Genomic DNA, 21,182 nt, shown 5'->3' on the forward strand with positions numbered 1-21,182 from the left:
GCGTCGGGCCTTATCTTACAGTTTAAAGCTGCTGACAACCAGCTCCAGCTGGACCGTCTGTTCTTCCATCGCCTGAGCGGCAGAAGAGACCTGCTCCACCAGTGAGGCATTCTGCTGGGTGGTGCTGTCAAGCTGGTTAATGGCGGTGTTGATCTGATCGATCCCCATGCTCTGTTCACGGCTGGCCGACATGATTTCGGCCATCAGCGTGGTCACGCTGCTGACGCCATTCATCAGCTCATCCATGGTGCTGCCTGCTTCCTGCACCAGCTGGCTGCCCTGGTCGATATTCGCCACCGACTCTTCAATCAGTTTCTTGATCTCACGGGCAGAATTGGCTGAACGCTGGGCGAGGTTGCGCACCTCCGAAGCCACCACCGCGAAACCACGCCCCTGTTCACCGGCACGCGCAGCTTCCACGGCGGCGTTAAGAGCAAGAATGTTGGTCTGGAAGGCGATACTGTCAATGACGCCGATAATATCGACCACCTTGCGGGAAGAAGCGTTAATTTCGCCCATGGTAGTCACAACCTGTTTCACCACATTGGAACCCCGTTCTGCCACGCGCGAAGCGTCACCCGCCAGCTGGTTAGCATGGGTGGCGTTATCGGCGTTCTGTCGCACGGTGCCGGTCAGCTCTTCCATCGATGCGGCCGTTTCCACAATAGAGCTGGACTGCTCTTCAGTGCGAGCTGACAGGTCGAGGTTACCGCTGGCGATCTCTTTAGAAGCCGAAGTGATCGCCAGTGCGCTGTCACCAACCTGACGCATCAGGCCCTGCAGATACTCAATAAAGTTGTTAAAGCTCTGCGCAACCGCGTTGAACTCAGGGCTGCCGCTGGCGGGTAAACGCTGCGTCAGGTCAGCACCGCCAGTAGACAGAGCCAGTATATTGTCGTTCAGACCGCCGAGACGTTTCATCATCGTGCGGATAAAGCCCAGCAGGACCAGAAGCAGCACGATGGCCAGCGGGATTTGCACCAGACCCAGACGGGTCAGGATGGAATTAGTCTGTTTCGACAACAGCGCGGTAGGAACATCGCTGGCGATATACCACGGGCTGCCGCTGATTTGCTGAACAAACAGCGTATGGTTACCGTCTTCTCCCTCATAGCTGCTCTGTGAAGGCTCAGACCCGGCACTGCCCAGTAACGCGCGCAGTGGAGCCGCCATCGGTATGGAAAGCTCACTCAGATTGCTAAGCTTGGGCGCGGCATCCACCAGGCTGGCATCGCCCACGACTTTGCCGTCGGCTTCGACAATCAGTACCTGACCCTGTACCGCCTGCCCCATCTCTTTCGCCAGATGGTTAAAGAAGCCCAGCGTCACGTCGATGGTCGCCACGCCCCAGGCTGCACCATTGCGGTAAATGCCCATTGCGCAGTTGGTACGGGGCTGCGGGCTTGCCGCATCCTGATAGGCTTTCGCCCAGGCACACTGCCCTTTTGCGGCGGCCAGCCCGTCTTTATACCAGGACTGTTCGTAATAATTCGGGGCTTCGGCTGAGTTCCAGAAGGTATTCACCTGCAGGGTATTGCTGCTGTCGCGAGCGAAGAAGGTGCTGAATTTATTCTTCGCCGGATCGCGCATTTTAGGCAGCGGCCAGACGCCGCCGCCAAAGACGTTAACGTCCTGATACTGGTTAACCAGCGCGGGCAGAACCGTATCAATGCCAGTGCTGTCCAGCACCGCCACGGATTCGGTGATGCTGCGCTGCTGAGCCTGGATACGGTTCATCATTTCGGTAATACGTGAACCAATACTGTCCACTTCATAACGCACCAGCCGACTCTCACTGGTCGTAAGCTGGGGCGCAACAAAGATTTTAATGACCACAACCGTGATCAGCAGCAGCAACGCAAAGAAGCCGACGATCAGGAGGGTAAATCTGCCCTGGGTAGTTTTCAACATGGTGAGCCCCACTCAACTCAATCAGGCACAATTGCCTGATCGAGTTAACGGCTCGTTAAAAAATAACTTGAGGTGATCTGGATCAATATTTAGAGAATTATTTTGCTAAAGTAATCCTTATAAATCCACTCACAGCAGTTAGTTCTGTGATTCAACAACTTGCTGGCGAGGTCTGAAAATATGGTTTCCACCGGCCTCGCGTAGTCGGCTGACCAGCAGATTGCCGCCGTTATCATCGTTTTCTGCAAATTCACGTTCAGCAGTGGTGACCGGCGTCGCCCAGAGAAGATTAACCTTCTCCCCTTCACGTTTTGGCAAAGTGAACTGACCGCCTTGCTCAGCCAGCTCGCCTGACAGCAGAAAACCTTCAAAGCCAACCGGTGCCACGGCTGACTCCAGCGTGTGTCCTTCCCCCAGCCAGCTGAGACGCGCCCAGGGGAAATGCGCGAAGCTTGCCAGTGCACTTGCCATCTGCACCGCGTTCTCTTCGGTCATCACTTCCGCATCAATCGCCATTGCCAGCTCGGTGCGGCGATACTGCGGGGCCAGATCTTCGTACAGAAAATCCACGCCCGGCATCGGCCGAATGCTCATCCCCAGCGTCAGGAAGTACCAGCTTCCCTGATGATAATGCTGGGAAATCGCCATCGGCGGCCAGTTACCCTGGTCTACAGAGTAATATTTCAAGGATTCACCGAACTGCGCCTGATAGCACTGCAGCATATCGTGCTGCATCGGTTCCCACAGGTGACCATCGTGCCAGTCACGCCAGAACAGGCGATGCTTTTCCGCCTGAGCGTAGTAGCCATTAGTGGAGGCCGACCCCAGCGGCGCAGTCAGGCAGTTTTCCTTAATGCAGGCTGCCGAAAAGCTGACCTGTTTATCCTGATACAGGCTCCAGCCGGGGATCACCGCCAGCAGCTGGCCCTGATACCACAGCGCCGCACCGTCGTCGGTCGGCTCCCAGATCACCTGGAGTCCCGCAGGATCCAGTATTGGTTCCGCTTCAAGCGTGCGGCAAAATTCCGCGCTGAGCAGTGGCGGGATGCCCTGCTCCATCGCAGCACGATCTTCATGCGCGGGCGCGGGCAGCAGATTTCTCAGCCAGCAGCCGCGCACGGCAAACTGGCTGCGAAAAGGCTCTGCGGGCCAGATGTAGAAATAAGCGGCACGCTCATCCTGTTCAACCATGGCGATTAGCGTTTGTTGCTGATTTGTCACCTCAGCAATCCGATACGACTGTGTCATAAAGCCTCGACGGTGGGTGGAGGGATCCCTTTTTCCGGAGAATAGAGCAGGATGTCCCGTTGTGCCACGTCAGAGCAAGGGTAAAAGTCTCAAAACCCCCTTGCCGGTAAACAACGTGACACAAACCAGGAAGCGAACTGCATCAAACCTTCACTAACACCCTGTGCCTGAGGAAGGGTTTGCCCATATCTCTTTCACAAAATGAACTAAAAACTTTCCGGAAAAGATTAAATAACGGCATCAGTTGATTCACGATAGTGTTTATTGCCCTCTGCCATCGTCATAAAAATGTGTGGGCGTGCCGGATTTTTGATCCACGGTGATAGCAGGAAAGATCCGGGCACCGCATCTAATGGTTGCATTGTTTCAGACTATGAGTTCAGAAAAGAAATCTGGGACAGTCATGACAAGGAGATAATCGTGGAATGAAATATTTAATTTTAGTGATGATAATGACAAACTTCGCGCTGGCCGATGTCGTTAAGGAAAATAATTATAAAATCCCAATTTCAGGCACGGGAATAGAGATGACGGAACAAATGTATACAACAATGAGGATCGACACCAGTACAACAGATGAAGAAAAAACGAAAACTGAGTTAATTTCAAACCTGCCAGTAAGCAACTCTTTAGCACGACAATATGCAATGGAAAGCTACAGGAAAGATCCTGACGACTGGATATCATTAAAGGATACTTCAAAATGTATACTGAGCATTACGTTAGAAATTTAAAAATAAAATTCACCCACGAAAATAAAAACAAAAAGCAGAACATTTTTCTGCTCGCCGTATTAAATCCATAAAACCAGGATCTTCACGCCTCCCTTCCCACCCGCCTCATCGCACGGTGATATGCGCCGTTGCGAATACACCAGCGGAGCAGCGCAGCCAGAAAATTAAGGCGCTTGCGGATCAGCATGCGCTTTAGCGGAGAGAAACGAAATCCGAACTGCTGCTGCGCCCATTCCGGCAACAGCTCAATACCGGCCATCATCATCGCGTGCATCGCCGGGCCTGCCTGCCAGCTCGGCGCGGGGGCCTGAAGTAACAGGGTTAACACTTCCCGCGTCCTCTCGTCGCAACGCAACTCTGGCTGTAACGACTGCAGATAACCCTCCACCGCCTGTACCGTTTTCGGCACATTTGCTGCACCCAGCGCTTCCGCCACAACGGCAGCTTCGGCGTAGTAGCGATCCTGTTCTGCCAGGCTGAACTGCGGATTTTTATAACGCAGGTGAGAAGCCAGGAAACGGCTGGTTTCCGCCACGTGTACCCATGTCAGGAGTGCGGGATCGCTGGCGGCATAAGGCGTGCCCATTGCGTCGATGCCTGTTACCTGCAGATGGATGCGCTTCACCCGTTCAATCAGCGTGTTGGCGTCAGCGGTATTGCCGAAGGTGGTCACGGCGATAAACTGACTGGTCCGCCGCAGCCTGCCCATCATATCTTCCCGAAAGGTAGAGTGGTCCCACACCCCGGCCAGCGCGAGCGGATGCAGCATCTGCATCAGCAAGGCCGAGATGCCGCCGCACAGCATGGAAGAAAAGTCACCGTGCACTCGCCAGATAACGCTGTCCGGGCCATACAGGCCCGGGTCGCCTTCCGGTCGGGAAAGGTCGAAATCATTGCTTGCCAGACCGTTCAGGCGAAAAATCTGCTGCTGAATTCTGTCGCGAACCGACAACATAATGCTACCTGGTTATTTTCAAATAAGAAAAGGGACGACAACATCGTCCCTCAAGTGACTCAGGAGTCAGACTTCCCTGTGCAGACCCTGCTACAGGTACTCAAATTCCGCGTTGTTGGTGCGGGCAGAATCCAGCCCGATCATCACGTTGAATTTACCCGGCTCAGCCACCTGCTGCATTCTTGCATTCCAGAATTGCAGTGCCTGAACATCAATCGGGAAGGTTACCGTCTTCGTCTCACCCGCTTTTAGCATAATGCGCTTAAAGCCCTTCAGCTCTTTTACCGGACGGCTGATGCTGGCCATTTCGTCATGCAGATACATCTGCACGACCGTTGCCCCCTCGCGGCTACCGGTGTTGGTTACCGTCACGCTGGCATTGACCGTGCCGTTCCGCGGCATGGTTTTCGATGACAGGGTAACAGGCGACATCTTGAAGGTGGTGTAGCTCAGACCATAGCCGAACGGGAACAGCGGACCGTTGGCGGCATCATAGTAGTGCGAAGTGTATTTATTAGGCTTGTTCGCATCATACGGACGACCGGTGTTCAGGTGATTGTAGTAAATCGGGATCTGACCGACCGAGCGTGGGAACGACATTGGCAGTTTACCCGACGGGTTGTAATCGCCAAACAGCACATCAGCAATGGCATTACCCCCTTCTGTACCGCTAAACCAGGTCTCCAGCAGTGCATCGGCCTGCATATTTTCTTTGACCAACGCCAGTGGACGGCCGTTCATCAGCACCAGTACCAGCGGTTTGCCGGTGGACTTCAGCGCGTCGATCAGCGCCAGCTGGCTTGGCGGAATGGTGATATCGCTGCGGCTGGAGGCTTCGTGCGCCATGCCCTGCGCTTCACCCACTACAGCCACCACCACATCAGATTTCTTCGCTGTGGCAACCGCTTCGTCGAGCATTTCTTTTGGCGAACGCGGGCCAACCGTCACCGCTTTCTCATAGATATTCAGGAAATCCTGAATCCCTTTGTTGTCGGTGATGTTAGCACCTTTGGCATACAGCACCGTGGCTTTACCTGCGGTGGCATTTTTCAGCCCCTGCAGCACAGTCACCGATTGTGAAACCACACCTGCAGCCGACCAGCTGCCCATGATGTCACGCTGGCTGTCGGCCAGTGGGCCAATCAGCGCGATGGTGCCGGATTTTTTCAGCGGCAGCGTTTCAAGACGGTTTTTAAGCAGCACGATGCTTTTACGTGCCACATCACGGGCTTCCGCACGGTGCAGGCGGCTTTCCGCATTGGTGTCAGCCGGATCGCTGCCTTTCGGGCCCAGGTGGCTGTACGGGTCGTTAAACAGCCCCATATCATATTTGACGTTCAGCACGTGACGGGTGGCATCGTCGATCTCTTTCTCGCTTACCGCGCCACTTTTCACCAGGCCCGGCAGGTACTTGCTGTAGTACTCGTCGCTCATGCTCATGTTGACGCCAGCCTGAATCGCAATGCGCACTGCGTCCTGCGGATCGCTGGCCACGCCATGCTTCATCAGCTCTTTGATTGCACCATGATCGCTGATGGTAATGCCCTTAAACTTCCAGTCATCGCGCAGCAGGTCTTTCAGCAACCAGCTGTCCGCCGTGGCCGGGACGCCATTCAGCGAGTTCAGTGCCACCATCACGCCACCGCTCCCGGCGTCCAGAGCAGCCTTGTAAGGCGGCAAATAATCCTGAGCCAGACGCTGCGGGCTCATGTCCACCGTGTTGTAATCGCGCCCGCCCTCCACCGCGCCATAAGCCGCGAAGTGCTTGACGCTGGTCATCACCGAGTAGCGATCGGCCGGACTTTTGCCCTGCATGGACTGCACCAGGGTGCGGCCCATCTGCGAAGTCAGATAAGTGTCCTCGCCAAATCCTTCAGAAACCCTGCCCCAGCGGGGTTCACGTGTGACATCCACCATCGGTGCCCAGGTCATGTTCAGGCCATCATCTGCCGCTTCATACGCGGAGATACGCCCCACTGCAGCCACTGCGTCCAGATCCCAACTGGAAGCAAGGCCAAGCGGAATTGGAAATACCGTGCGCTGGCCGTGCACCACATCATAGGCAAAAAACAGCGGAATTTTCAGGCGGCTGAGCTGCATCACCTGGTCCTGCATCGCCCGGATATCCTGACGGGTAACCGTGTTAAAAATGGCGCCGACCTGCTCATGTTTGATCATTTCACGGATAGCCTCTTTCGGGTTATCCGGCCCGACGCTGATCAGCCTGAGCTGGCCAATTTTCTCGTCGAGGGTCATTTTTTTCAGCAGATCCGTCACAAACGCATCGCGGGCTTCCGGGGTTAAAGCATGTGGGCCAAACAAGTCGTCAGCAAAAGCAGGGTGTAACGTTAAGGCGGCAGCAAGGCTGACAGAGCAAATCCATTTCATCAGGGCGGTTTCTCTCAAGTAACTGCGGGGCAAGGATTTATTGAGTGACAAGGTCATAAGGCATTCAGTGTGCCATAAGTTGAGGATAGCAGGTAGTTTTCAACTCACTGCCGCGATCCACCTCTGATTTTTTAAAACCGGCAGCCTGTTCAGGGGGTGCTAAAATCAGCACGTGACATAAAAAAGGACAAAGGATATGCACAACGCCCCTTCCCCGGTCAGCCAAAAGCTGGTCACTGAGCTGGCCCGAGTAGTTGGCCGCCCCCATCTGCTGACCGATCCTCAACAAACTGAACGCTACCGTAAAGGTTTTCGCTCCGGCTCTGGCGAGGCGCTGGCCGTGGTGTTCCCCGGCACGTTGCTGGAGCAGTGGCGGGTTCTGCAAGCCTGTGTGGCTGCCGATGCAATTGTTCTGATGCAGGCAGCAAACACCGGCCTGACCGAAGGTTCCACGCCAAATGGCAATGATTACGATCGCGATATCGTCATTATCAGCACCCTGCGGATGGACAAGATCCAGCTACTCGACGAAGGCAAACAGGTGCTGGCTTTTCCCGGCAGCACGCTCTGGCAGCTGGAAAAAATCCTCAAGCCGCTGGGGCGTGAGCCCCATTCGGTCATCGGTTCTTCCTGCATTGGCGCTTCAGTACTGGGCGGCATTTGCAATAATTCCGGCGGCTCGCTGATTAAGCGTGGTCCCGCTTACAGTGAAATGGCGCTGTATGCGCAGATCGATGCCGGAGGCAAGCTGACGCTGGTCAATCATCTGGGAATCGATCTTGGCAGCACGCCGGAACAGATCCTCAGCCGCCTGGACGATAAAACATGGCAGCAAAGTGACGTGAAGCACGATGCGCGCCATGCCTCAGATCATGAATATGCCACGCGCGTGCGCGATGTGCAGGCAGACACGCCTTCCCGGTTCAACGCCGATGCCCGCAGGTTATTCGAGGCGTCAGGGTGTGCGGGTAAACTGGCCGTGTTCGCCGTGCGGCTGGACACGTTTGCCAGTGAAAAGTCGCAGCAGGTCTTTTATATCGGCACCAATAACCCAGGCGTACTGGATGAGCTGCGCCGCCATATTCTCAGCCAGTTCAGCGAACTGCCGGTGGCGGGTGAATATCTGCACCGCGATATCTTTGACGTTGCGGAAGTCTACGGGAAAGACACCTTCGTGATGATCGACAAACTGGGCACCGACAAGATGCCGCTATTTTTCACGCTTAAAGGCCGCGTGGATGCCTGGCTGAAAAAAATCAGTTTCGTCAGACCGAACCTGACGGATCGCCTGCTGCAGAAAGTCAGCAATCTGCTGCCCTCACACCTGCCCGCGCGTCTCAGGCAGTATCGTGACCGGTTTGAACATCACCTGATGCTGAAGATGGCCGGACCGGGTATTGATGAAGCCCGCAAGTATCTGCAGAGCTACTTCGCTCAGGCCGAAGGGGAATTTTTTGAATGTACGCCGGAAGAAGGCGCGAAAGCGTTTCTGCACCGCTTTGCCGCAGCGGGCGCGGCCGTGCGCTATCACGCCGTCCATCATGACGAGGTCGAAGACATTCTGGCGCTGGATATCGCCCTGCGCCGTAACGACCGGGACTGGTTTGAGCAGCTGCCCGCAGAGTTTGACGATGCGCTGGTGCACCGGCTCTACTACGGCCACTTCTTCTGCCACGTTTTCCATCAGGATTACATTGTGAAAAAGGGCGTGGATGCCCACGCCCTGAAGGAGAAGATGTTGGCTATTCTGGCCGATCGCGGGGCCGAATACCCGGCTGAACACAACGTCGGTCATCTGTATCAGGCCAGGCCGCAGCTGAAAGCCTTTTATCAGCAGCTTGACCCTACCAACAGCCTCAATCCTGGGATCGGCAAAACCACCAAAGCAAAAAACTGGGGGAATTAAGGAAGATCGCCCTGATCCACCACCACTTTCTGACCGTTCCGCTGTTCCACAATCATCGTCTGCGGCGTGGAGAGCACCACGCCCTCTTTCCGCAGGCGGGTGAGAATATCAAACAACAGGTCGCTCTTCGCGCCTGATACCTGGCGCGGGCTGGCCACGTTGCCAGTCACCGCCAGCACAATTCCTGCCGAAGTCAGGTCTTTGAAGCTCACAGAAGGTTCCGGCGTTTCCAGGATCCGCTCATTTTCAATAAACACGTCCAGCAGCAGCTGACGAACCAGCACCGGGTCGATATCCAGCGGGAATGTCAGGGTGATGGTGGTTACGCCCTGCGCATTGCCCATGGTGGCGTTACGCACGTTTTGCGAAATAAACTGCGAGTTCGGCACGATCACCGTTGATTTATCGCTCAGCTGGATCTCGGTGGCACGCACATTAATGCGGCGGATATCCCCTTCAATCCCACTGATGCTCACCAGGTCCCCTACTTTCACCGGGCGTTCCGTCAACAGGATCAGGCCGGAGATAAAATTCTTCACGATCTCCTGCAGGCCGAAACCGATACCTACCGACAGGGCGCTGACGATCCACGCCAGCTTGTTCCACTGCAGCCCCATAATCGACAGCGCCAGCAGGAACACCACCACGTAGCCGACGTTGCTGAACAGAGTGATCAGCGAGACGCGCATTCCGGCGTCCATAGTGGTTTTTGGCAGGAAGTCCTGGTCGAGCCAGCGCTTGACCGAACGCAGCACGTAGATGCCGACAATCAGGCAAAGTAACGCATTCAGCACATGGGCAGGCACGATATTCAGCGACTCCAGCCCCTTACCGCCCCAGAACTCAATGGCTTTCTGTACCAGCTCGATCGGGGTCGCGCTGCCAAAAGTCCCGTTGAGCAGCGCCATCGCAGCCGCCAGCACCAGAATGGTTTTACCGATCGCGCCAAGCAGTGCTGCGACCTGCGACAGGTGGCGCTCATCCACATTCAGCGAGCGCTGGATGCTTTTACCGGAAGCGTTATTGGTCGAAAACAGACTTTCGCTGCCATCCGCTACCAGCTGGCTGAGAATATAGAACGAGCCGAACACAATGCCCATCCAGATCAGCTCATAGCTCAGGAAGCGCGCCAGCGTCACATAACCAATCACCAGCGCCACCAGAATGGCCACGCCCACCAGGGTGATGGCCATCTGGATCAGACCGACCAGCGTGGATTTGGCTTCCGGCTGCCCGCCTTCCAGAATCATTTTTCGGCGAACGCGGTTAGTACGAATGCTGATGGACAACGCCATGGCACCAATCAGCAGCGCGGTAATGCCGTTCGCCAGCACCGTCGTGCCCACACTGGTATTGGCGCTGCTGTTGAGGATCTCAATAGTCTGGAAGACGAACACCAACGCGGCAGTCAGCGGCGGGAACGGCTTCAGCGCCAGAGCAACCTGATTGGAGATATTTGGCAGTCGCCAGGAAGGACGGCGCGTTGACAGGAATGCCCTGCCCAGCCCGGCAATCAGCCCGCAGAGAATGCTCAGGCCGACCAGCTTGTCGGCAAATGTCCGTACATCATCCACCACGTCGTCATGGCGGGTAAAGGCAAGGTCGAGGAAATTAAAGGCCAGCACCACAGCGGCCAGCGTGGTCATGGCGATCGCGGCAGCGAGGAAGCTACGGCGCAGGCGGCCTTCCGGCAGCAAATGGATGCCCACCCAGGCCAGAAACTCTTCCAGATAGCGGCGGCCAAAAGTGGCGACCAGCCCGGCCAGCACCACCCAGAACACGGTGCCAATCCGCCAGCCCGGCTGCCAGGAGAGCACGGCGGTATCCGCCAGTTCACCAATGAAATCACTGACTTTAGCTGCGTCATCGCTTTGGGTATTGAACATCGGTGCCCAGAAACGCGGGCCGAAGATACTGCCGGCATTCAGCGCCAGCTGGGTTTTCAGCGCATCACGGCGCAGGTTGACGATCTGTGCAGAGAGGTTAATCGCCCCGCTTTTAATCGCTTCAGCCTGCTTGATCTGATCGTCCGTTTTGCCCTTCTGGCTCTCCAGGTTTTTGCGCTTGCTGGTGACTTCGGCGGTCTCTTTCACGCCGCTTTCCGGTTTGGGAGCCGGACCCAGCACCGCCAGCTGAGCCTGCAACTGCGCACGCTGGGGGATAATCCCCTGCATCAGCGTATCGGCATCTCCTGACAGCTCCAGCGCCATATCATTCAGCGCGGAAAGGCGGCTGTCGTTGGTTTCGCCGGAAACCTGCTGCTTAATCTTATCCAGCACCTTCTGCATTTTCGGCAATTCAACTGCGGCGTTCACTTTGGCCGGAGCGTCACCATTTTGCTGGCTGGAGTCGTCGGAGGCCGCCTGAACCATCACCGGAGAGCAGGCGAACAGGACTAGCAGGCAGACGCGAAAGAAGGTTAATAAGGTAGACATGAAAATTTCCAGATATAAAGACGAGGCCGGACAAAACCGGCACCAGAAAATCTTGCGCCAGTCTATGCTTTTGCCCGGTCTGAAACTATAAGATTTCTTAACTACTCGACGTTTTCTGCAACACTGCCGTTACTGACCATATCTGCCGCTTTCTGTTTCTTATAGCTCAGCGCGGCGGCCGGGACCGGCGAGGCCTTACCGGTTTCCATCCAGGTCCGCAGACGGTTAGCGTCAGCAAAATGGGTATATTTACCGAAGGCATCCATCACCACCAGCGCCACCGGACGCTGATTGATCACCGTACGCATCACCAGACAGTGACCGGCTTCATTAGTAAAACCGGTTTTGGTCAGCTGGATATTCCAGTCCGGGCGATAAACCAGATGATTGGTGTTACGGAAGGGCAGAGTGTAGTTCGGGCTTTTGAAGGTCGCCATGTCTTCATGGGTGGTGCTGAGCTGGCCAATCAGCGGGTAGCGTTTGGTGGCAATCAGCAGTTTAGTCAGGTCGCGTGCCGTTGAAACGTTCTCGACAGACAGGCCGGTCGGCTCAACGTAGCGGGTATGGGTCATGCCCAGTTCGCGGGCTTTGGCATTCATCGCGCGGATAAAAGCGTCGTAGCCGCCCGGATAGTGATGAGCCAGGCTGGCTGCCGCACGGTTTTCAGAGGACATCAGCGCCAACAGCATCATATTTTTACGGCTGATTTCACTGTTCAGACGCACGCGGGAGTAAACGCCGCGCATCTCTGGCGTATGGCTGATATCCACATTCAGCATCTCGTCCATCGGCAGATGGGCATCCAGCGTCACCATCACCGTCATCAGTTTGGTGATTGAGGCCATTGGACGAACCAGATCGGGGTGGCTGGCGTAAATCACCTTATTGCTGTTGAGGTCGACGATCATCGCGCTGCCAGAGGCGATTTGCGGCTGTGTCAGAGGGGCCACATCAACGAGACGATTGCTGGCATCGGCCTGAGGCACGAAAACCTGTCCAGAAAAAAGCAAAGCCAGACTCAAGAGAGATATGCGAATTTTTGCAGGCATCTTTTAAAAACTTAACCGGGGAGTGATTCAGGTGCGACACGGCCGCACGCCGCCACCGCGAAAAGCAGGCCTCACGGGGCTGGCTAGCGCATAATACGCCGGAGACTAAGGTTTTTCCTACAGGATATTCGTTTCTGAGCGTTAATGAGCTGCCGCCGGTAACCCGGCGGCAGAAAATGTCAGAAAAGTTGATAACCGTAACCCCATAACACCACGGTCAGGGCCATTAATACTTCAAATACCAGAATGCCAATTGCCAGCGTTGAGCCGGAAAAACGCAGGCTCTCTTCGCGGTCAATATTCAGAAACATTGGGATACCGACGTAGAGTAAATAGCCGGTATAGACCAGAGCCAGCGCACCGACAAAAACGCATAGCCAGACCAGCGGATAGAGCGCGACCAGCCCACTGATAAACAACGGCGTTGCCACATATCCGGCAAACACGGTACAGCGGCGCAGACCCGGGCGCTGCGGGTAGTCACGGGCCATCCAGTAAATCACCCTGCCCATTACCGCCACTCCGCCGAGGATCAGGGCATAGAAAAGAATCGCCAGAGCAAAGGCGTTAAACAGTGAGAGAGGGATGTTTTGCTGAGAGCCAAGATCCCAGCCAAACTGCGTGGTGCCGATAAACGCACAGATCACCGGGATCAGTGCCATAAGCAGGACGTGGTGCGTGTAGTGATGAGAGACCGTTTCGTTCTCTTGCTTGATATCACGCATCTCCCGGTCAGGATGCGCAAGAAGTCCCCAGACATGGTTCATATCTTCACTCCTCTGCTACAACGAGCCGCCGGTCAGTGGGAAGATGGCGGATTACTTCAAGTATAAATGGTCGTGACATGTTTGTTTTTTCGCCAGACTGACTTCGCGCTAATCAATTCAATTTGCAGTAAAAAAAAACACAAATATCGCTAACTTTCAGCCAGGTTTAAGCCAAAGCGGTTAGACTTACCTGCTTTACAGTCAAAATAATTCAAGCTACAGGAACACGGCCAGCGAGCAAATCCGCTGGAACTTACTTAAGTGAGAGACAGAGGTGCGCTCGTGCAGCCAACACACCTGTAGCTTGAAGTATGGAGGCTAAGCGCATCAACCGCAGGAGGAAGGGCATATGGATGTCAATCATCTGATCTCGCAGTACGGTTATCTGGCGCTGTTTATTGGCTGTATTGCCGAAGGGGAAACGTTCACGCTGCTGGGCGGCGTGGCGGCGCATGAAGGGCTGTTACACTATGGCCTGGTGGTTCTGGTCGCTATGGCTGGCGGCATCCTGGGCGATACCGCCCTGTTCTTTGTTGGCCGCCACTACGGTTCGGCGATCCTGAAGCGGTTTAAAAAGCATCAGAAGCAGATCGCTAAAGCCAACAAACTGATCCACAAACGTCCGGTCCTGTTTGTGATCGGTGTAAGATTTATGTACGGCCTGCGCATTCTTGGCCCGATTATTATCGGAGCCAGCAGGCTGAAACCACAAAAATTCTTATTGCTCAACGTGATTGGTGCGGTGGCGTGGGCGCTGATTTTCGTCACTCTTGGCTACGTGGGCGGCCAGGTGATTGCCCCGTGGTTGCACACGCTGGATCACCACCTGAAGAAACTGTTCTGGGTGCTGCTGGCGATAGCGGTAGTCTGGGGGATCCGGCTGTACTATAAGCACCGCTCGGATCGCCAGCCAGATGACGAGGAAGAGGACGATCCTAAAGCTGGGTGAATTCCGTCACTTCTGCATAAAGAACTGCGGATTAGCCAGCATAAAACCACCGTCAACAACAAATGACTGACCGGTAGTGTAGGTCGACCACTGCGAGCAGAGCCATGCAACCAGACTGGCCACTTCCCGCGTGTCGCCCGGCCTGCCTGCCGGGATTTCCGGTATTGAAATGCGGTGTGCATCTTCATTGGTCATGTTATTGATCGGTGTGGCAATTGCGCCGGGTGCCACCGAGTTGACCAGAACTTTATGCGGTATCAGGCTCAGCGCCATGGATTTAGTCAGGCCGCCCAGTGCATGTTTCGCTGCGGTGTAAGCCACCGATCCCGGCAGCGGCGTGTGCTCATGCACCGAGGTAATATTGATAATTCTGCCGCCTTGCCCCTGTTTGACCATGTGACGCGCCGCAATCTGCGAGCAAAGAAAGGCTCCGTCCACGTCTACCGAAAAAACCTTACGCCAGTCTTCAAAGGTGGTCTCCAGAAAATCGGCTTTCAGGTTTGCACCGGCGTTATTGACCAGCACGTCAATCCGCCCAAGTCGGGCAATCAGCGCTTCCAGTGAACGACTGCCTTCCTGCGGGTCGCCCAAATCTATTTGCTCAATTTCGGCCTTTTTACCCAGTTCCCTGACCTGCCGGGCCGTCTCTTCCGCGCCCTTACTCTCCGACCGCCAGGTAATACCCAGGTCAAAACCCTGCTGCGCCAGCATTACGGCACACGCCTGTCCGATACCGGAATTCGAACCGGTCACAATAGCCACTTTATTCTCTGGGATGCTCATGGTTCTCTCCTTTTTCATGGTGATAGCCTTCAGCAAGTATAGAAGAGGAAAAAAGACGCTGGTTTACACCTCGTTGCGCTTCCCTGCCCCGTAACGCGCAGCCAGTGACTATAGTTAGCGGTAACACCGACAACGCCGGGGAATGGAATGAGCAAAATAAAACGTAAGATTGAAGACCACGGAGTGATCGGTGATTTGCGCACCTGCGCACTGATAGCCAACGATGGCACCATCGATTATTTCTGCTGGCCCAACCTTGATAGCCCCTCGGTCTTTACCGCGCTGCTGGATGGCGATGAGGCCGGATTATTCACTATCGCACCCGACTGGCAGGGAGCGCGTCAGCAACAACTCTACCTGCCGGATACCACCATTCTGCAAACCCGCTGGCTGGCGAAGGAAGGCGTGGCTGAAATCACTGACTACATGCCGCTGTGCCAGCAGGAAGAACGGCAGCCAAGAATTATACGGCGGGTTAAAGTGGTCCATGGCACTGCGACCTTCGGCCTGCGCTGTGCGCCAGTACATGATTATGCCCGGGCTACAACCCGCGCCAGTAAGCAGGCTAATTGCGTGCTGTTCAGCGCGAAAGATCAGCCCACTCTTCGCCTGTGCGGCAACGTCGATTTTGCCGTGGAAAAAAACGCCGCTATCGCTACGTTCACCCTGAAGGCAGGCGAATGCAGGGAGTTTGTGCTTGGCTGCGCCGACGATGAACATCTGGATAAAGAGAACACCGAAAACTGCTTCAACGAGACGCTGCATTTCTGGCGGCACTGGAGTGCCCAGAGCACCTATCATGGCCGCTGGCAGGAGATGGTCAATCGCTCGGCGCTGACGCTTAAGCTGCTGACCTCGTGGAAACATGGCTCTATTGCTGCGGCGGCCACTTTTGGACTGCCGGAGGAGCTGGGCGGAGAGCGCAACTGGGACTATCGCGCTTCCTGGATCAGGGACGCCTCTTTCAGCATGTACGCGCTGATGCGCCTGGGCTATGTGGATGAAGCCCGCCATTTCACCCACTGGGTCGGCCGTTGTGTGGAGAACAGCCATAACGATGCGGAGAAGCTGCAGGTGATGTATCGCCTCGACAGCGGCACCGAACTGCATGAAAGCGAATTGCTGAACCTGTCGGGCTATGCTGATTCCACTCCGGTCAGGATCGGTAACGACGCCTGGCGTCAGTCTCAGCTGGATATCTACGGCGAGCTGATGGATGCCGTTTATCTCGCCAACAAATACGGTGAAGCTATCTCCCATCGCGGCTGGGCGCACGTCACCAAAATGATTGATTTTGTGTGCGAAAACTGGAACCAGGCCGACGCCGGGATCTGGGAGATGCGCGGCGAACCGCAGCATTTTCTGCACTCGCGGCTGATGTGCTGGGTCGCGCTGGATCGTGCAGTACGCCTCGGTGAAAAACGTTCCCTCTCTTTCCCTTACGACCGCTGGTGTAAAACCCGCGATGAAATTCGCGAGGATATCTGGAGCAATTTCTGGAATGAAGCGCGCGGGCATTTTACCGCCACCCGCCACGGTGATTTTGTCGATGCCTCGATGCTGCTGATGCCATTGGTGCGCTTTGTTGGCGCGACCGATCCTGACTGGCTGTCCACGCTGGATACCATCAAAGAGAAGCTGGTCAGCGACGGGCTGGTACGCCGCTATAACCTTGAGGAAACCCCGGCTGACGGATTGCAGGGCGAGGAAGGCGCTTTCACCGCCTGTTCATTCTGGTATGTTGAGTGTCTGGCACGAGCGGGCCGGGTTAATGAAGCGCATTTCGAATTTGAAAAGCTTTTGAGCTACGCTAACCCGCTCGGACTGTATGCGGAAGAGTTCGATCGTCAGGGGCGTGCGCTGGGCAATACACCGCAGGCGCTGAGTCATCTGGCGCTGATCAGCGCCGCCTTTTTCCTGAACCGGAAACTGAACGGCGACGATCCACTGTGGCAACCCTGAAGACAAATTGTGCCTTTTCCCAGTCCGGAACCGGCTTTACAGATAATTCTGCGTAAAGTTAGTTCAACTGTTACAAATGCTGGTTTCATCGAGATAATTATGACCATATAATGTGCAGCCGGTCACACCTGACCGGCACAGGCTCATTTATCCACTGATCACATGGCGCTACACCTGAAGAATATGAAAAAGAGCATCCGCGCATTAGCCGCTTTAGCCCTGGCCGTAACGGCATACAGCCACTCAGCCTTTGCCGTTGTTTATACTTTGCCAGCCGCAAACAGCCGTCTGATTGGCCAGAATCTTGAAATAACCCTCCCTCAGGACAGCAAACTTCCGCTGGAAGCCTTTGCTGCGCAGTATCAGATGGGCCTGAGCAATATGCTCGAAGCCAACCCGGGTGTGGATGTTTATCTGCCAAAAGCAGGCAGCAAACTGATTATTCCTCAGCAGCTGATCCTGCCAGACGCCCCGCGTGAAGGCATCGTGATCAACAGCGCGGAGATGCGCCTGTACTACTATCCGAAAGGCACCAACACCGTAGTGGTGCTGCCGGTCGGCGTGGGCGAGCTGGGTAAAGATACCCCGATCAACTGGACCACCGCCGTTGAGCGTAAGAAAGATGGCCCGACCTGGACGCCCACCAAAAAGATGCACGCAGACTCCGTGGCTGCCGGTGCGCCACTGCCTGCGGTCTTCCCTGCCGGCCCGGATAACCCGATGGGCCTGTATGCGCTGTACATCGGCCGTTTGTATGCCATCCACGGCACTAATGCCAACTTCGGTATCGGTCTTCGCGTAAGCCACGGCTGCGTGCGTCTGCGTGCTGATGACATCAAATGGCTGTTCGACAACGTGCCGGTTGGCACCCGCGTGCAGTTTATCGACCAGCCGATCAAAGCCACCGTTGAGCCTGACGGTTCCCGTCTGGTGGAGGTGCATAACCCACTGTCGCAGACCGAAGAGCAGTTTAACTCTCGCGAGCCAATTCCTCTGAGCATTACTCCGGTAGTGAACAAAGTGGTATCGGATGCCAGTGTTGATACCGCCGCGATGGAAGATGCACTGAAAGCCCGTACCGGCATGCCGACCAAAGTAAACGGCGCAGCGGACAATGGCTATGCTGCACCGATTGCCGTGCAGGAGATGGAAGGAGCTATGCCGAAAGAAGAGCCAATGACCCCGGTGACTAACCAGGGCGCTAACGTGGTGAATCAGAACGCTGCTCCGGCTGATGCTAACGCGCCAGCAAACAGCGGTGCGCCAGCGGTCAACCCGGAAACCGGTGAGCAGGATCAGCAGGCTGTACCTCAGACCCCGTCCACCGATTCACCTGCGCAGCAGCAGGCTCCGGCGGCCCCAGCCGCACCGGATAACAGCACCTTCGTGGTGCCGAAGCAGCCAGGCCCGATTTACGAAAACAAACCGGCCTCTGTGCCTGCCAAAGCCGCCGCTCCGGCAGCTGCGACAGTTAACAGCCAGTCTTAATCACTGCTGTGCGAAGAAACGGGCCCTGACGGCCCGTTTTTTTTATCCAGTCCATTACATTTTGTCCCGCCGACGCAATGCCAGCCACCCGGCCACGCAGGTAAACAGAGTCACCACCAGCACCAGCAAGATAAATCCGTGGTGGTTGGTTGCCAGCGGGATACCACCAACGTTCATCCCGAAGAAACCCGCCACAATATTAATCGGCAGCGCCAGCACGGTGATCACCGTAAGGGTGTAAAGGGTACGGTTACTCTGCTCCAGCTGCCGGGAAGCAATCTCTTCCTGCAGCAGACGGATACGCTCGGTCAGGCCAATCAGATCGTTCAGCACCACCGTAAACTCTTCGGTAAACTGACGCAGATCCTGCACCATGGCCGCCAACAAATCCGGCCTGCAGATGTCCACCGTACGCAACCTGATTATGGCGTGGGTGCTGACGCTGCCGGTCTCCATTTTACTTTCAGCCACCCTTTACTGGCTGTTTACACACTTTTAACCGGGAGACAATTTATGGCTGTGCACGGTAATGATTTCAGCAGCGAGCACTTTAACCAGCGACTGCTGCAGGAGTTCTATGACAGCTACGATGAAGAGCTGGAAATGGAACTGGACGACATCCGCTTTGGTGACCAGGCCGAGAAGCACGACGGTGACGAGAAAACCTGGCGCAGACACTATTTCCGCGAGCTGCTGCGTTTACAGGGCGAGCTGGTAAAACTGCAGGAATGGGTGACACGAACCGGTCACCGCGTGGTGATTATATTTGAAGGCCGTAGGAGCTGCGCTTCCTGAGCCGTATTCATGACCCGCTCAAACAGTGGAAGCTAAGCCCGATGGATCTGGAGAGCCGCCGCCTGTGGGAGGACTACACCGAGGCCAAAGAGGTGATGCTGGCCCGCACCCATATTGAGGAAGCGCCATGGTGGGTGGTGCAGGGCGTTGACAAGAAAAAAGCGCGTCTGAACTGCATCAGCCATCTGCTGCGTCAGATCCCCTATGAAGATGCCGAAGAGAAGAAAATTACGCTGCCGCCGCGTGAGCACAACGAAGACTATCGCCGCAGTCCGGTGCCGGAAAATATGATCGTACCGGAACTGTATTAACCAAACAGAGCGGAGAAGGTCAGCTGCTGCACCGGTAATGCCATCATCCGGGCTGGCATTTTCCGCGCAGTACAGAGAGAATCCGCCCTGCTCTTCTCAGCTGGCCTGCACCACGGTGCGGGTCATCATCTGTAACCGCAGGGTAATGGCAAACGCAAACAGCACCACCACCGCCGCCGCCAGATAGATCGAATCCACGCCCCAGTGCCCAATCAGCAGCCCGGCCAGTGGCCCGGTGATGCCAAGCCCGAAGTCAAGAAAGGCCGAATAGAGCCCCAGCGCCGATCCCTGATTCTGCGGTGCTACCTGCCTGATCGCCTCCACGCCCAGCGCCGGGAACACCAGCGAGAAGCCTGAGCCGGTGAGAAATGCCCCAACATCCACCATCAGCGAAGAGCTGCCCTGCCAAATCATCAGCAGCCCGATACATTCAATGGCGAAGGAAACCAGCGACACGCGGATGCCGCCAAAACGTCCGATATAGTTGCTGAACACCAGACGCATCGCCACAAAACCGAGGCTGAACAGCGTCAGCGAGAAAGCGGCTCCGCTCCAGTTATGGCTGGCGAAGTAGAGGGTGATAAAGGTGGCTATCGTTCCGAAACCAACGGTTCCCAGCCCCAGGCACAGACCGTACAACCAGATGCGCGAGAACACTTTGTTGAACGGGATACGCTGACCCACCACCACCACCACCGCAGGACGCCGGGTGGCAAGCCAGAAGCCGTAGATCGCCATCAGCATAATCAGCACGGCAAAGCCTGGAATACCAAATGCGGAGTTGAGCAGCACGCCCAGTGGTGCACCCACCGCCATCGCCAGATAGGTCGCCACACCGTTCCAGGAGATAACGCGCGCACTCTGCACCGTACCGACAATGTTCATGCCCCACAAAATAGAACCGGTGGCCGTCAGGCTTTCGCCCAGCCCCAGCACCAGGCGGCCAATCGCCAGCAGGATCAGGCTGGTCAACGGATTAGCCTCGAACAGCACCGCCAGCAGGCTGAACAGACCGCTGGCACCGCACAGCACCAGACCCACCAGCACCACCTTTTTCGGACCCAGCAGATCGGCATAGCGCCCGGCCTGCGGACGGCTGATTAGCGTGGCAAAATACTGCAGGCTGATAATCAGGCCAGCCATAAACGAGCTGTAGCCCAGCTTGTTATGCACATAGCCCGGCAACACCGCCAGCGGCAAGCCTATCGACAGGTAACAAAAGAAGGTAAAAACCACAACAGAGATAATGCGTTTGTTAAGCTGTGCATTGGATAATGCAGGGGTCGAAGACATGTCAGAGCCAAAAAATGTGTGTGATGTGGGTCACATCATACCCTTAGCACACTAAGAGATCCTGTGAAGAATATTGAGAAATGTGACCGTTTCCGTTAACAGCAGGTGAATGGCACTTATGCCAGCCGCTCTGATCCGGGCATAAGGTAAATGTTAGCCGCTTTCGCCTTGCGAGGGCGGCCTGACAGAATAAAATTTTTTTCGCCGC

14 protein-coding genes and 2 pseudogenes are annotated in these 21,182 nt (G+C 55.6%); 6 read left to right on the plus strand and 10 right to left on the minus strand.

From position 1 onward, the window contains the following. Positions 1-15 precede the first annotated feature (15 nt). Together GSQ70_RS14775 and GSQ70_RS14780 are read right to left on the minus strand one after the other, a co-directional pair. Positions 16-1,911, minus strand: coding sequence for a methyl-accepting chemotaxis protein (locus GSQ70_RS14775; protein WP_158783244.1), 1,896 nt, complete (start codon positions 1,909-1,911; stop codon positions 16-18). A gap of 138 nt (positions 1,912-2,049) precedes the next feature. Next, positions 2,050-3,159: a suppressor of fused domain protein gene (locus GSQ70_RS14780; protein ID WP_158783245.1), complete on the minus strand. Its 1,110-nt coding sequence runs from the start codon at positions 3,157-3,159 to the stop codon at positions 2,050-2,052. A 425-nt stretch (positions 3,160-3,584) separates the two neighbouring features. Between GSQ70_RS14780 and GSQ70_RS14785 the strand changes: the two genes are divergently transcribed. Then, positions 3,585-3,893 carry a hypothetical protein gene (locus GSQ70_RS14785; RefSeq protein ID WP_158783246.1) on the plus strand — a complete coding sequence of 103 codons (309 nt, stop codon included), beginning with the start codon at positions 3,585-3,587 and terminating at the stop codon, positions 3,891-3,893. An 82-nt stretch (positions 3,894-3,975) separates the two neighbouring features. On the opposite strand, the gene GSQ70_RS14790 is transcribed toward GSQ70_RS14785, so the two are convergent. Together GSQ70_RS14790 and bglX are read right to left on the minus strand one after the other, a co-directional pair. Further along, complete coding sequence (locus tag GSQ70_RS14790; RefSeq protein ID WP_158783247.1) at positions 3,976-4,848, minus strand: oxygenase MpaB family protein; 873 nt, start codon at positions 4,846-4,848, stop codon at positions 3,976-3,978. Positions 4,849-4,938: 90 nt separating this feature from the next. Beyond that, a complete protein-coding gene (bglX, locus tag GSQ70_RS14795; RefSeq protein WP_158783248.1) occupies positions 4,939-7,236 on the minus strand; it encodes a beta-glucosidase BglX in 2,298 nt (765 codons plus the stop codon). A 196-nt stretch (positions 7,237-7,432) separates the two neighbouring features. Between bglX and dld the strand changes: the two genes are divergently transcribed. After that, on the plus strand, positions 7,433-9,142 hold the full coding sequence (gene dld / locus GSQ70_RS14800) for a D-lactate dehydrogenase (RefSeq protein WP_158783249.1): 1,710 nt from the start codon (positions 7,433-7,435) through the stop codon (positions 9,140-9,142). Here dld and GSQ70_RS14805 read toward each other — a convergent pair. The 3 genes from GSQ70_RS14805 to GSQ70_RS14815 form a co-directional block, all read right to left on the minus strand. Then, complete coding sequence (locus tag GSQ70_RS14805; protein ID WP_158783250.1) at positions 9,139-11,577, minus strand: DUF3772 domain-containing protein; 2,439 nt, start codon at positions 11,575-11,577, stop codon at positions 9,139-9,141. The two genes, dld and GSQ70_RS14805, sit on opposite strands and share 4 nt — an antisense overlap. Positions 11,578-11,678: 101 nt before the next feature. Continuing rightward, the gene (gene pbpG, locus GSQ70_RS14810; protein ID WP_158783251.1) at positions 11,679-12,626 is read right to left on the minus strand and encodes a D-alanyl-D-alanine endopeptidase; all 948 of its coding nucleotides are present in this window, start codon (positions 12,624-12,626) and stop codon (positions 11,679-11,681) included. 179 nt (positions 12,627-12,805) lie between these two features. Next, complete coding sequence (locus tag GSQ70_RS14815; RefSeq protein ID WP_158783252.1) at positions 12,806-13,393, minus strand: Yip1 family protein; 588 nt, start codon at positions 13,391-13,393, stop codon at positions 12,806-12,808. 349 nt (positions 13,394-13,742) lie between these two features. On the opposite strand from GSQ70_RS14815, the gene GSQ70_RS14820 reads away from it, so the two are divergent. Then, a complete protein-coding gene (locus GSQ70_RS14820) occupies positions 13,743-14,342 on the plus strand; it encodes a DedA family protein (RefSeq protein ID WP_158783253.1) in 600 nt (199 codons plus the stop codon). 6 nt (positions 14,343-14,348) lie between these two features. Here the strand turns inward: GSQ70_RS14820 and GSQ70_RS14825 are convergent, their stop codons facing one another. Beyond that, the gene (locus GSQ70_RS14825; RefSeq protein WP_199257264.1) at positions 14,349-15,125 is read right to left on the minus strand and encodes an SDR family oxidoreductase; all 777 of its coding nucleotides are present in this window, start codon (positions 15,123-15,125) and stop codon (positions 14,349-14,351) included. A 147-nt stretch (positions 15,126-15,272) separates the two neighbouring features. Here GSQ70_RS14825 and GSQ70_RS14830 point away from each other — a divergent pair, with 147 nt between their 5' ends. Both GSQ70_RS14830 and GSQ70_RS14835 read left to right on the plus strand, forming a co-directional pair. Continuing rightward, positions 15,273-17,087 (plus strand): glycoside hydrolase family 15 protein, encoded by a 1,815-nt coding sequence (locus tag GSQ70_RS14830; RefSeq protein WP_158783254.1) that lies wholly within the window; start codon positions 15,273-15,275, stop codon positions 17,085-17,087. 183 nt (positions 17,088-17,270) lie between these two features. Further along, positions 17,271-18,575, plus strand: a complete 1,305-nt coding sequence (locus GSQ70_RS14835; protein WP_158783255.1) for a L,D-transpeptidase family protein — start codon at positions 17,271-17,273, stop codon at positions 18,573-18,575. Between the two features lie 54 nt (positions 18,576-18,629). Here the strand turns inward: GSQ70_RS14835 and GSQ70_RS14840 are convergent. After that, positions 18,630-18,953, minus strand: a pseudogene (locus GSQ70_RS14840) (CorA family divalent cation transporter); the annotation flags it as partial. A gap of 135 nt (positions 18,954-19,088) precedes the next feature. Between GSQ70_RS14840 and GSQ70_RS14845 the strand changes: the two are divergent. Further along, positions 19,089-19,681, plus strand: a pseudogene (locus GSQ70_RS14845) (hypothetical protein). Between the two features lie 96 nt (positions 19,682-19,777). Here GSQ70_RS14845 and GSQ70_RS14850 read toward each other — a convergent pair. Continuing rightward, the gene (locus tag GSQ70_RS14850) at positions 19,778-20,974 is read right to left on the minus strand and encodes an MFS transporter (protein WP_158783256.1); all 1,197 of its coding nucleotides are present in this window, start codon (positions 20,972-20,974) and stop codon (positions 19,778-19,780) included. Positions 20,975-21,182 lie beyond the last annotated feature (208 nt).

Source organism: Pantoea sp. BAV 3049, from assembly GCF_009765445.1.
GTDB lineage: Bacteria > Pseudomonadota > Gammaproteobacteria > Enterobacterales > Enterobacteriaceae > Erwinia.